Here is an 11,561-nt window from a genome sequence, read left to right on the forward strand (position 1 = left end):
CACGCCGGGATCGAAAGAGGCTCTTGGCTTTTCGCCATCATCCTGAGCAGCCCACCATGAGCATCGACCCTCCGAGCCAGCCCGACAGCGATGTGTACAAGACCTTGCTGGAATCGACCAAGGCCATCCCCTGGCGCATCGATTGGCCGACCATGACCTTCAGCTACATCGGCCCGCAGATCGAGACGCTGCTCGGCTGGACGCCGCAAAGCTGGGTCAGCGTGGACGATTGGGTCGAGCGCATGCACCCCGACGACCGCGACTATGTGGTGAACTTCTGCGTGTCGCAATCGCGCGCCGGGGTGGACCATGAGGCGGACTACCGGGCGCTGACGGTGAATGGCGACTACGTATGGATTCGCGATGTGGTGCACGTGGTGCGCAACGACGGTGAGGTCGAGGCCTTGGTCGGCTTCATGTTCGATATCAGCGAGCGCAAGAAGACCGAAGAACACCTGGTGCGCCTGCAAAAACAACTTGAGGAATACTCCTACCAGGATGGCCTGACCGGCATCGCCAACCGGCGCATGTTCGACACCGTACTGGAACGCGAATGGGCCAGCGCCCAGCGCAGCCAGTTGCCGCTGTCGTTGATCATTCTGGATATCGATTTTTTCAAGCAGTACAACGACCACTACGGCCATATCAAGGGCGACGAATGCTTGCGGCACGTGGCGAACACCCTGTCCCAGGCGGCCAACCGGCCACGGGATTTCATTGCACGTATCGGCGGTGAGGAATTTGTGTGGTTATTGCCGGAAACCGATGCGCAATCAGCCAGGCAAGTGGCGCAACGCTGTCTGCATCTGGTCCGTCAGCAACAGATCGAGCACGGCTATTCGGCGGTGTCGAACTGGCTGACCCTGAGCCTCGGCGTCGGCACGCGCATCGTCAAACCTGATACGCCGATGCTGGAGTTTGTCGAAGAGGTCGACAAATTGCTGTACCAGGCCAAACGCAATGGACGAATGCGTGCAGCATTCGCCGACGGCGAAGTGTGACGCGGAGGTCAAATCGCAGGCAAAAAAAATCCCAAGTAGCTGATGGAAACTTGGGATTTAAAAATGCATAAACCGTGGGAGGTGAACGCCCGGCTATAGTATCGAGTGATAAAAGCCGTCACAAGATTAATTTAATCCTTTCGTCGGATTAAAAGCGCCGTAAGTCATTCAATAACCACACCTTTTTTAAGGTAGCCGGGTATATAAGTGCCACTTTTTGGTGCAACTACCGGTGATATTTCCACGTATTAAAAAGGGTTATTGCGTTGTCGCACTTCTTGATACACGCCCCTTTAAATGCGTGCACGTGTCTTCGGCTTCAATGCCTTGCGGCAGTACCGAACGCGCCACACTTTCCACCTGCCTGCACAGTGCCAGGCGCTCATTGGCCGCGTCCCGCTCGCGGTCGACCTCGGCATTGAGCCGGACAAAATAAACACCCAGCAACACCGCAACGCACAGCACGCCGACGACGAAGTAGCGAAAGCTGTTGGAGGACGGCGACTCGGGCGCGTTCATGACGTTACGGCGCCCTGCTCTTCTCGTAACGCACGTCGCCACCCTCGACCTGGCCGACCACCGCCCAGCCCAGCCGCTGATAGAACCCGTTGGCCCGTATGCCGTCGCGTCCGTCAGTGATCAGGAACAGCCGCTCATGGTGCGCAAACAGCGCGGCCTCGGCCACCGCCATCAATTGACGGCCCAGGCCCAGGTTCTCGTGGGTCGGCAACACAAACATCGCGAACACCTCGCCCCCGGCCAGGTCGACCATGCTGAACCCCGCGGGCTGGCCATCCACTTCTGCGATCCATACGCAAGGCGCCGCGCGGATGCTGTCGGCCAGCACCTGTGGCGTGATGCCCAGGTCGGCCATTTGCTCGACATTCAGATGGTTTTGCACCACCGAGGTGCGAATGGCGAAGAGCGTGTCGACGTCGTCCTGTGTCGCTGTGCGGATCAGGGTTTGCATACTGGCCTCCCGGATGAAGGACGCAATTGTATGCAAATAGAAACACAGTGAATGTCGTGGATTTGTAAAACGCCCTACGGCGCCTCGCCATGCTGCTGGCGACGGAACTGCCCCGGTGCCACCCCATGGGCCTTGCGGAAACACCGGGAAAAGTACGCCTCATCGGTAAAACCGCAGCGGTGCGCGATGGCGCCAATCAGCTGCGCACTGTTGAGCAACAAGGTGCGCGCCAACTGCATGCGACGGTCGAGCACCAGTTGCGAGAAGGGTTTGCCGGTTTCCTTGCGCAGCAGGTGGGTAAGGTAATTGGGGGACAGGAATGCGGCGGCGGCCGCGTCCGTCAGGTTGAGCGTCGGCTCATGCAGGTGCTCGCGGATATACCCCTGCACGCGCGCCAGTGCATCCTTGCGCCCACGCCGGGTGGCATTGTTGGCGGCGAAGGCTTGCAGGGGCTCGGCGTACTGTTCGCAGACCAGGCCAACCAGTTGAAACAGGTAGCCCTTGAGGCGCTCACGGGCACCGAAGGTACGCTGGGCATCCAGTTGACGCATGTGGGTGAGCCAGGTTTGCACCTGCTCGAACGCCGTGTCATCGAGGATGAAATCCAACTGTTCCTGGAAACGAAACGGCGACAGCTCAGGCGCCTGGCCGATGGGGATGTCTTCCAGGTCCAAGGGGTCGCAGGTCAACTGCGGCAGGAAAAACGCCTGGCTGAAGTTGATCAACATGAACTCGCCATCCTCGGGATGGGGAATCACATGCAAGCGATGAGGCAGGATAAACGCCAGGGCCTTGCGCGGAAACGGCCGCACTGCGCCACCGATATGCTGCACGGTGTCGCCGCCGAGGTTGATCTGGATCTGAAAGTATTCATGGCGATGGGGATGGGTCAGCGCCGCCCTGCCGCGTTTGTCGCGGATGTAGAAGTCGGGGCGGTCGCTGCGCTGTTCCATGCCATAGGTGGTGACGCGGGTGCCTGGCATAACGGTCTCTCGGGTGGCCTGGGCACCACTGTAGCCTCAACCCTGGCCGAGGGTGAAACGCAACTCGCCGATGCCATCGATGCCGGCGGTGACCCCATCGCCCGGCTGCAACGCGCCAACGCCTGCAGGCGTACCGGTGAAGATCAGGTCACCGGCCTTGAGCGCGACGGATCGCGAGGCATGGCTGATCACGTCACTGACAGACCAGATCAGGTCGGCCAGGTCGCCCACCTGGCGCTGTTCGCCATTGACCTTGAGCCAGATCTTGCCGCTGGACGGGTGCCCGACCGCGCTAACCGGACGCAGTGCCGTGGTGGGCGCAGATTCGTCAAAGGCCTTGGCCCACTCCCAGGGACGCGCGTGTTTTTTCGCCTGGGCTTGCAGGTCGCGGCGGGTCAGGTCGATGCCGAGGCCATACCCCCAGACGTGTGAAAGCGCCTGTTCCGGGCTGATATCCACGCCGTCCTTGCCGATGGCCACCACCAGTTCCACTTCGTGATGCAGGTCGGCGGTCAACGGCGGGTAGGCAATCACCCCTTGCGCCGGCACCACCGCATCCGCAGGTTTCATGAAGAAGAATGGCGGCTCGCGGTCCGGGTCATGCCCCATCTCGCGTGCATGTTCGCTGTAGTTACGGCCCACGCAGAACACGCGGCGCAGCGGGAAGCGCACCTCGCTGCCTTCTACCGCGAGGGATGGGATTGGCGCGGGGGTGAATACGTAATCAGTCATGGCCTGTGCCTCTTCGTTTACCTGGCGCCAGTATGGCCAGGGTGGCCGGGGCAAAGTTGGACAGGCTTACGCAGATTTTGCACTGACCGGTGCTTGCACCTGCGGCTGCGGGTTGAGCAGGCGATAGAGTGGCAGGCAGGCCGCCTGGATCAGCAGCATGCGGATCACTTGCATCGCCGTCACCGCCAGGCCCAGGGCCTCGGCGGTCAGGCTCATTTCCGGCGCACTGCCAGGCATCATGCCCAGGGCCAGCGACAGCCAGGGCATGCCCAACCCGGCGCCAAGCGCCCAGGCAACCACGGCGGTGGTGACCACCGACACAACCAATAACAGCATCACCTTGGCCAGCAGCCCTGGTGCGCGGCGAAAGAAACTTCGGTCAAACGCGACGCCCAATGCACAGCCGATCAACAACTGCCCGCTGCCACTGAGCCAGCCCGGCATGCTCATCGACAGATGATTGCAGCCCACCCCCACCGCGCAGATCAGGAACGGCCCGAACGTCCACGGGTTGGGCAGCTTGCACTGCTTGAAACCCAGGGCCGCCAGCCAGCCCATCGCCAGGATGAAGATCAGCCACGGCCAGATCACCGGCAAGGGCACAGGGGCAGCCACGGCGGGCATGCCAAAGGTGGCGACGGCAGGAACTGTCATAAGGATCAGCAGCAGCCGGATGCTGTGGGCGGCGGCGATAAAGCTGGTGTCTGCCTGGCGTTGGCGGCCCAGGTGTACCATTTCGCTGGAGTTGGCGGGCATCAGGGCAAAAAACGCCGTGCCGAACGCCACACCCCAGCGATGCAGGGCCAGCACCGAACACAGCGCTAGCACCAGCGTCAGCAACACGGCCGTGACGATCAGCCCGAGGTGGGCCGCCACCTGCTGCATTACCGGCAAGGTGAAATGACAGCCAATGGCGACCGCCACGATCAGTTGCCCGGCTTGGCGACCATGGGGAACTTCCGGCACCAGGCTGCCGGCGCAGCGCGTCAGCATCACCGCCACCAGCGAGCCGATCACCCAGGGCAACGGCCACCCCGCCCAACTGGCAAGGCTGCCGCCCAAAGCACCGACGATCAGGGTGACAAGCCAATAAGGTCGAAAGCTGTGCATGGTGTGGCACTCGGCGTGGAGAAGAATGCCGACAGGTTATAGACTCGCCTTCATCACAGAAAATATCCATTTGTGAAACCAGTCATCACAGTTTGTTATGCGAGCCCGTATGAACCTGAAAGCGTTGGAGTACTGCGTCGAGATCGCCCGCCAAGGCAGCTTTACCAAGGCCGCCCACGCGTTGCACGTGGCACAGCCGGCGCTGAGCATGGCGGTGAGCCGCTTGGAAGACGAATTGGGAGTAGCGCTGTTCAACCGCGCCACACGGCAGATCAGCGTGACCGCCGAAGGCCAGTTGTTCCTGGCGCGTGCCGAAGCATGCCTGGAAGGACTGGCCGGCGCCCGAAGAGAATTGCAGGACCTGACCCAACTGCACAGCGGCGAGATCCGCGTCGGCGTGCCGCCCATGTATGGCATCCGCCATATTCCCGAACTGCTGATGCAATTTCGCACGCGTTACCCAGGCATTGCCATGCATGTGGTGGAAGGCAGTGCCGATGACATCAGCGAACGCCTGGCTACGCGAGACATCGACGTGGCGCTGCTGGAGTCGCGCCGGGTTGATCCGGAGTGGGAATCGGTGTTGCTGGGCAGCGATGAGATGGTGCTGTGTATGGCCGAACAGCATCCGCTGGCGCGCGCGCCATCCATTTCGGCGCAACGCCTGCAGGGTGAACCGATGTTGGTGTTCGACAACACCTTCCTGCAACGCCATCTGCTGGATGCGTTTTGCAGCAACGCTCGCGTGCGTTTCACCATTGCCCTGGAGAGCAACTTTGTGCCACTGGTGATTACCGCGACGCGCAGCGGGATGGGCGTGTCCACCCTGCTGCGTTCGGTTCAGGAGCAGGAGCCGGGGTTGGTCGGGGTGTCATTCGAGCCGGCGCAGTTCATGCACTTCAACCTGTGCTGGCGCGCCAGTGAATACCTGTCCCAGGCCAATCGGCGGTTCATTGAAACGGCAAAGCAGTATTTCCAGGAGGATGCCAGCTCGCCGCTGTCGCGCTAAGGGTTATTTGCGTGCGACCTTGTAGCGCACGCAATCCTGATAGAACCCCTGGCGAATCGCCTCGGGCTTGAGCCGTGAGCGGCTGTCGTAGGTTTGTTCGGTGATGCCCATGGCCATCATGCGCATCCACGATTTGTTGAATTTCATGGTCTGGATCTTCTGCCGCGCCGCGTACAACGACACTCCAGATAACTTGAGTTCCTGAGCCCTGGCGGCAGTGCCGGCGCCCCAACTGCACATGTACTTGTCACCCTCGCGCAGCTCCCGTGCCTGCACGGCAGCCGCGCCGCCGGCCAGGGAACAGGCGATCAGCATGATTCCAACAGAGCGCATTTGCATCCTCACCTAACCACCTGAAAATAAAAGCGATTCTGGCGAGGATTTGGTTACAAAGGGGCCATTAAATTGCCTTATTGCGCAAGTTTCAGTTGGCCGCAGCAGGCGTGGTGCGAAAGGTGACACCCAAGCGGTTGAAGGCATTCATCAACGCGATGCCATAGGTGAGGTCGGCCAGTTCCTTGGCGCTGAACTCGGCGGCGGCCGCTGCGTAATCCGCGTCCGACACATCGCTGCGGGTCACGGCTTCAGCAAAGGCCAGGGCGATGCGCTCACGGGGCGTGAACACATTGCGAGCATCGTGCCACACCGGCACCAATACCAGCTTGTCCACGGCCAGGCCTTGCTTGAGCAGGTCACGCGAGTGCATGTCGATGCAGAATGCGCAGCCGTTTATCTGCGACACGCGCAGGTAGACCAGGTCGATCAGCGCTTTGGGCAGGCCGCTGTTTTGCAGGTAGACATAAACGCCGCCGAAAGCCTTGTAACCTTCCGGGGATGCTTGGGTGTAGTCGAGGCGAGTGGTCATGATGAATCCTGTCGAGGTTGAGTGAAGGCACCATGTTGCCGCGCCATGGCTCACCTCTGAAGAGCCAAGAATGGGCCCGGTGACCGGGCCATGATGGCCTAGTCAACGGGTGCCGTTATGGCACTTCTGTATAGGTCATGGCTCGACTACAGTGAAGAAAGCCGCGACCTGGAGATCCACCCCCATGCACACCCTACCGCCCCCAGACCCTACCTCGGCCGAGCCGATCTACCGCCAGCTTTACTGGCGCTTTCGCAGCGCCATCGCGGAGGGCCTGCTCAAGCCTGGCCAACGTGTCCCGGCAGCACGGGCGCTGGCCAAGGAACTGGGGCTGGCGCGCGGCACGATCGACAGCACCTACGCATTGCTGACCGCAGAGGGTTACCTTGAACCTCGCGGCCAGGCGGGCACGGTGGTGGCGCACGGCATCGAGAGCGCACAACCTACGCCCGTGGTCATCACGCCCTACAACGCGGTGCGACAACAGTCACAGGTGCGCCCCTTCCAGATGGGCCTGCCGGCGCTGGACGCCTTCCCACGCAAGATCTGGTCGAAAATCGCCGCCCGCTGCGTACGCGCCACACAACTGGCGGACATGTCCAACCCGCCGGTCTACGGCCTGCCTTCGCTGCGCACCGCTATCGCCAGTTACTTGCAGGTGGCGCGGGGGATCCACTGCACGCCGGAGCAGATCTTCGTCACGTCGGGCTACCGCAACACGCTGAGCCTGGTCACCCATGCGTTGCTCTCACCCGGCGACGCGGTGCTGGTCGAAGACCCTGGTTATCTGCCCACACGACCACTGCTGGACCACTTGCAGATCAAGTCCATCCCCGTGCCTGTGGATCAGGACGGCCTCTGCGTACAGCACCTCAGCGCCGCCCGCGCCGTGGTCGTCACCCCGGCCCATCAAAGCCCGCTGTGTGTGTCGCTGTCGCTGCCGCGCCGCCTGGAGCTGCTGGACTGGGCCCGCCGTGAACAGGCCTGGATCATCGAGGACGACTACGACGGCGAGTACCGTTACGTCAGCCGCCCATTACCTGCCCTCAAGAGCCTGGACCGCGAGGGCCGGGTGCTTTACGCGGGTACCTTCAGCAAAGTGCTGTTCCCCGGCATTCGCCTGGCGTATCTCGTGGTGCCCGTTTCCCAAGTCAGTCGTTTCGAGCAGGTCAGCCAGAGCTTCCTCGGCAACTGCCCGGAACTGACCCAGGCCATCGTCGCCAGTTTTATCGCCGAAGGGCATTTCGCGCGGCATATCCAACGTATGCGCAAGCTGTACGGCGAGCGCCGCGAAGCCACCGCCAACGGGTTGCGCAAGGTATTGGGCGAGCATATTTCCATTGATGCACAACCTGGCGGGATGCACCTGATCCTGCGGTTCAAGACCCCGCAATCGGACCGCTTGCTGGTGCAGAAACTGACAAGCGTCGGTCTCTTCGCGGAAGCCTTGAGCGAATGGACTGTCGTGCAGCACACCGGTCCCGGTCTGCTGTTGGGGTTTGCCAACATCGACTCTCAGGCCAGCGCCGAAGCATTGGGCCGGCGCATCCTGGAATGCTTGGTGGCCTAGTCAGCAGGTGATTTCTTGGCGCTGTTCTTGTCGGCCAACAGCCGTGAAACTGCGACACCCTCCCCCAGCCAGGATTTCTGATGCGCAGTCTCACGGTGTTTTGCGGCTCCAACTTCGGCATCCACCCTCGCTACAGTGAAGACGCCAAAGCCCTGGGCGGCGAAATCGCCCGGCGCGGTATTCGCCTGGTCTACGGCGGCAGTGCCAAGGGCCTGATGGGCGTGATTGCCGACAGCGCACTGGCCGAGGGTGGCGAAGTGATCGGCGTCATCACCCGATTGCTGCATGAACTCGGGCATATGCATCCTGGGCTCAGCGCCTATGAAATCACCGAAGACATGCGCAGCCGCAAAGCGCGCATGAGCGAACTGGCCGATGGTTTCATCGCCCTGCCCGGTGGCCTCGGCACCTTCGAAGAAGTGTTGGAAGCGATGACCTTGACGCAATTGGGCGAGCACCACAAAGGCGTGGCCTGCCTGAACACCGCACAGTTTTTCGTGCCGTTGCAGGGCCTGTTCGCGCACGGCGTGCAGGAAGGCTTCATCAAGGCCGAACACAGCCAAATGCTGATCGTAGAAGACAACCCCGGCGCCCTGCTCGATGCCCTTGGGCAGTGGCAGGCGCCGGTGGTCAACAAATGGATTGAGCCCGCTAAGCGCTAGCCCGTTTCGGCCTTGGCGATGCTGCTCCCGAATCCTTTCGCCAAGGCCTTTTTTTACCTCACCATTGGTACGTGGCGCTTGCCTGTACGGTGCGCTGCGAGCCATACCAGCACCACGAATAGGAGTAGCAGGACGCGACATACTCTTTATTCGCCAGGTTGGTGGCATTGAGCGCCAGGCGCAGGTTGTCCTTCAGGCTGGTGATGTTCGGGATGTCGTAGTGCACCGCCGCATCGAACAAGGTGTAGCCCGGGACCTTGAGGGTGTTGGCCGTATCACCCCAGGACGAGCCGACATACCGAGCCCCCGCACCGACACCGAAGCCCTTGAGGTTGCCATCGTGGAAGGTGTAGTCGGCCCACGCCGAGGCGGTGTGACGCGGCACGCCGTAGGTGGTGGTGCCTTCGGCCGCGATGGCCGGGCCTACGCCGATGTCACTGATGGGCGCATACCGCACGGTGTTGTTGGACTTGCTGATGCGGTTGTCCAAGTAGGCGTAGGCCGCGGTGATGTCCAGGTTGTCATTGAGGCTGGCCTTGCCTTCCAGCTCAAAGCCACGGGATTGCACTTCACCGTCCTGGCTCTGGCAGCGTCCGGAGCCGCACAGATGAGTCGGGTCCGGGTCGGTGGTCAGCACGTTGGTCTGGCGCAGGTCGAAGATCGCCGCCGTGATAAAGCTGTTGCTGCCCGGCGGCTGGTATTTGATACCGATTTCATACTGCTTGCCTTCGGTGGGCTTGAACACCGAACCACCATAGCCCGTACCCGACTGCGGGTTGAACGACTCGGCGTAGCTGGCATACGGTGCCAGGCCATTATCAAACAGATAGACCAGGCCGATACGGCCGGTAAACGCCTTGCTGTCCAGGGACGACTCGGATTTGGCGCCGGTGCGAATCGTCTTGGTGCTGCTGTCGGTGCTGGCCCAGTCATAACGCCCGCCCAGCAACAGGACCCATTTGTCCCATTTCATCTGTTCTTGCAGGTACACGCCGGTCTGCTCGCTGCGCGAGGTGCCGTCGGTGGTGTAGGCCGGCACCGGAACGGCCGCGCCGTAGACCGGATTGAAAATATCCAGGGTCGGGCCGGCGGTGTACACGCCCGAGCCGGACAGGGTATCGGTGCTGGTGTTCTGGTAGTCGAGCCCCATCAGTAAGGTGTGCTGCAACGGGCCAGTATCGAATTTGGCCTGCACCTGATTGTCGAGGGTGTAGGCATCCAGGTCGACATCGCTGGCGATGGTCGAGCGGCGAATGGTGCGATAGTCCGCCATCAGGTAGTTGCTGTAGAGGCTGCGGTACTGGCCTTCGCTGCGCAGGTAACGCGCATTCTGGCGCACGGTCCACACGTCATCGAAGTGATGCTCGAATGCCCAGCCGATGCTGTAGTACTCGCGGTCACTTTTCTCGAAGTTCTTTTCGCCGTCGTAGAAATCCACATCGATGCTGCGCCCGGTCGGGCTGTGCAGCACCGAGCCCCAGGCCGGCACCGAACCGTAGGACGCGCCTTTGGGGTCCTTCTGGAAATGCCCGAGCAGGGTCAGCGAGGTCGCGTCGTCCGGGCGCCAGGTGAACGCGCTGGACAGCGACTGACGGCGCGTCTCGGTGTGCTCCACCTGGCCGTCTGCATCGTCGAAAAGCCCGGCCACGCGGTAGGAATACACGCCCTGATCATCCAATGGGCCACTCAGGTCGAAGGTCGTGCGTTTCTTGTTGAAGGTGCCGTATTCCACGCCCACTTCATGAAACGGTGTGTCCAGCGGGCGTTTGCTGACCATGTTGATCACCCCGCTCGGCGTGCCCTGCCCGTACAGCACCGATGCCGGGCCGCGCAGCACTTCCACGCGCTCCAGGTCGAAGGCGTCTTTCTGCGGCAAGGCGTCACGGCTCGATGGCATGCGCAGGCCGTCGAGGTAGGTGGCCGGGGAGAAACCACGGATGGTTAACTGGTCCAGGCGCGACGCGGTGGCGCCACGGGTTTCCGGGATGACGGCGGCGCTGTAGCGCAGGATCTGGTTGAGGCTCTCGGCGTTCTGCGCGCGCATCTGGTCTTTGGTGACGATGGAAATCGACTGCGGGGTTTCGATCAGCGCGGTATCGGTCTTGGTACCCGACAAACTGCGCGTGGCCACATAGCCGGCCACCGGCCCGGTCGGGCTTTCGCTCTGGTACGCGCCGCTGATGGTGGTGGCTTGGAGCTCCATGGCACCGCCGTTGTCCGGGATGGCTTCCAGGCGATAGCGGTCGGCGGAAATCTTCAAGGCTTGCAAACCGCTGCCGGCGAGCAACTGATTCAGTGCCACGTCGATGGCGTATTGTCCTTTTAAACCCTTGCTGCGCTTGCCACGGGTCAGACTTGCATCGAAGGCCAGCACCAAGCCTGCCTGCTCGGCCAGGCTATTGAGCGCTTGGCTCAAATCTCCGGCGGGAACGGAAAAACTGCGCTCGGCGCTGCTGGTGCTTTCTTCGGCAAAGGAGGTCTGGACGGTCAGCAACGGCACAGCGGCAAAAGCCATCGCCACTGACAAAGCCAGTGGATGCAAGGGACGAGCAAGGCGCGACATGGGAAATCCTGCGTAAGGGAGGTTCTATTAACCATGACGGCCACGTCGGGAAATCGGGCAAGGATGCGAGCGATTTTTATTTGAGAAGCGATGACG

12 protein-coding genes are annotated in these 11,561 nt (G+C 61.6%); 4 read left to right on the plus strand and 8 right to left on the minus strand.

The features are described 5' to 3' along the window. Positions 1-56: 56 nt before the first annotated feature. Complete coding sequence (locus tag AC0IYN_RS28040) at positions 57-1,001, plus strand: sensor domain-containing diguanylate cyclase (RefSeq protein WP_458375096.1); 945 nt, start codon at positions 57-59, stop codon at positions 999-1,001. A 258-nt stretch (positions 1,002-1,259) separates the two neighbouring features. Here AC0IYN_RS28040 and AC0IYN_RS28045 read toward each other — a convergent pair whose 3' ends face one another. The 5 genes from AC0IYN_RS28045 to AC0IYN_RS28065 all read right to left on the minus strand — a co-directional run bounded on the left by AC0IYN_RS28045 (position 1,260) and on the right by AC0IYN_RS28065 (position 4,796). Beyond that, on the minus strand, positions 1,260-1,520 hold the full coding sequence (locus AC0IYN_RS28045) for a hypothetical protein (protein ID WP_457238683.1): 261 nt from the start codon (positions 1,518-1,520) through the stop codon (positions 1,260-1,262). A gap of 4 nt (positions 1,521-1,524) precedes the next feature. Continuing rightward, positions 1,525-1,971 carry a GNAT family N-acetyltransferase gene (locus AC0IYN_RS28050; protein WP_471844308.1) on the minus strand — a complete coding sequence of 149 codons (447 nt, stop codon included), beginning with the start codon at positions 1,969-1,971 and terminating at the stop codon, positions 1,525-1,527. Positions 1,972-2,045: 74 nt separating this feature from the next. Continuing rightward, positions 2,046-2,954 carry a helix-turn-helix transcriptional regulator gene (locus AC0IYN_RS28055; protein ID WP_406597473.1) on the minus strand — a complete coding sequence of 303 codons (909 nt, stop codon included), beginning with the start codon at positions 2,952-2,954 and terminating at the stop codon, positions 2,046-2,048. A 36-nt stretch (positions 2,955-2,990) separates the two neighbouring features. After that, entirely contained in the window at positions 2,991-3,686 is a 696-nt protein-coding gene (locus tag AC0IYN_RS28060; RefSeq protein WP_471844311.1) for a fumarylacetoacetate hydrolase family protein, read from the minus strand. A 66-nt stretch (positions 3,687-3,752) separates the two neighbouring features. After that, positions 3,753-4,796 carry an AbrB family transcriptional regulator gene (locus AC0IYN_RS28065; RefSeq protein ID WP_471844313.1) on the minus strand — a complete coding sequence of 348 codons (1,044 nt, stop codon included), beginning with the start codon at positions 4,794-4,796 and terminating at the stop codon, positions 3,753-3,755. A gap of 109 nt (positions 4,797-4,905) precedes the next feature. Between AC0IYN_RS28065 and AC0IYN_RS28070 the strand changes: the two genes are divergently transcribed. Continuing rightward, entirely contained in the window at positions 4,906-5,805 is a 900-nt protein-coding gene (locus AC0IYN_RS28070) for a LysR family transcriptional regulator (RefSeq protein ID WP_406597476.1), read from the plus strand. 3 nt (positions 5,806-5,808) lie between these two features. Here the strand turns inward: AC0IYN_RS28070 and AC0IYN_RS28075 are convergent, their stop codons facing one another. Both AC0IYN_RS28075 and AC0IYN_RS28080 read right to left on the minus strand, forming a co-directional pair. After that, positions 5,809-6,138 (minus strand): hypothetical protein, encoded by a 330-nt coding sequence (locus tag AC0IYN_RS28075; protein WP_078050907.1) that lies wholly within the window; start codon positions 6,136-6,138, stop codon positions 5,809-5,811. A gap of 91 nt (positions 6,139-6,229) precedes the next feature. After that, on the minus strand, positions 6,230-6,670 hold the full coding sequence (locus tag AC0IYN_RS28080; RefSeq protein ID WP_099493947.1) for a carboxymuconolactone decarboxylase family protein: 441 nt from the start codon (positions 6,668-6,670) through the stop codon (positions 6,230-6,232). 184 nt (positions 6,671-6,854) lie between these two features. On the opposite strand from AC0IYN_RS28080, the gene pdxR reads away from it, so the two are divergent. Continuing rightward, complete coding sequence (pdxR, locus tag AC0IYN_RS28085; protein WP_471844316.1) at positions 6,855-8,240, plus strand: MocR-like pyridoxine biosynthesis transcription factor PdxR; 1,386 nt, start codon at positions 6,855-6,857, stop codon at positions 8,238-8,240. Between the two features lie 80 nt (positions 8,241-8,320). Continuing rightward, on the plus strand, positions 8,321-8,902 hold the full coding sequence (locus tag AC0IYN_RS28090) for an LOG family protein (RefSeq protein ID WP_406597478.1): 582 nt from the start codon (positions 8,321-8,323) through the stop codon (positions 8,900-8,902). A gap of 58 nt (positions 8,903-8,960) precedes the next feature. Here the strand turns inward: AC0IYN_RS28090 and AC0IYN_RS28095 are convergent, their stop codons facing one another. After that, the gene (locus AC0IYN_RS28095) at positions 8,961-11,465 is read right to left on the minus strand and encodes a TonB-dependent siderophore receptor (protein WP_471844318.1); all 2,505 of its coding nucleotides are present in this window, start codon (positions 11,463-11,465) and stop codon (positions 8,961-8,963) included. Positions 11,466-11,561 lie beyond the last annotated feature (96 nt).

It is taken from the genome of Pseudomonas sp. AC112, assembly GCF_979253545.1.

What these genes read in the sequence shown, in the direction of transcription:
- AC0IYN_RS28070 (WP_406597476.1), top strand. Translation starts at nt 4,906, where the DNA reads ATGAACCTGAAAGCGTTGGAGTACTGCGTCGAGATCGCCCGCCAAGGC.
- AC0IYN_RS28045 (WP_457238683.1), bottom strand. Translation starts at nt 1,520, where the DNA reads ATGAACGCGCCCGAGTCGCCGTCCTCCAACAGCTTTCGCTACTTCGTC.
- AC0IYN_RS28055 (WP_406597473.1), bottom strand. Translation starts at nt 2,954, where the DNA reads ATGCCAGGCACCCGCGTCACCACCTATGGCATGGAACAGCGCAGCGAC.
- AC0IYN_RS28080 (WP_099493947.1), bottom strand. Translation starts at nt 6,670, where the DNA reads ATGACCACTCGCCTCGACTACACCCAAGCATCCCCGGAAGGTTACAAG.
- AC0IYN_RS28050 (WP_471844308.1), bottom strand. Translation starts at nt 1,971, where the DNA reads ATGCAAACCCTGATCCGCACAGCGACACAGGACGACGTCGACACGCTC.
- AC0IYN_RS28075 (WP_078050907.1), bottom strand. Translation starts at nt 6,138, where the DNA reads ATGCGCTCTGTTGGAATCATGCTGATCGCCTGTTCCCTGGCCGGCGGC.
- AC0IYN_RS28040 (WP_458375096.1), top strand. Translation starts at nt 57, where the DNA reads ATGAGCATCGACCCTCCGAGCCAGCCCGACAGCGATGTGTACAAGACC.
- AC0IYN_RS28060 (WP_471844311.1), bottom strand. Translation starts at nt 3,686, where the DNA reads ATGACTGATTACGTATTCACCCCCGCGCCAATCCCATCCCTCGCGGTA.
- AC0IYN_RS28095 (WP_471844318.1), bottom strand. Translation starts at nt 11,465, where the DNA reads ATGTCGCGCCTTGCTCGTCCCTTGCATCCACTGGCTTTGTCAGTGGCG.
- AC0IYN_RS28065 (WP_471844313.1), bottom strand. Translation starts at nt 4,796, where the DNA reads ATGCACAGCTTTCGACCTTATTGGCTTGTCACCCTGATCGTCGGTGCT.
- pdxR (WP_471844316.1), top strand. Translation starts at nt 6,855, where the DNA reads ATGCACACCCTACCGCCCCCAGACCCTACCTCGGCCGAGCCGATCTAC.
- AC0IYN_RS28090 (WP_406597478.1), top strand. Translation starts at nt 8,321, where the DNA reads ATGCGCAGTCTCACGGTGTTTTGCGGCTCCAACTTCGGCATCCACCCT.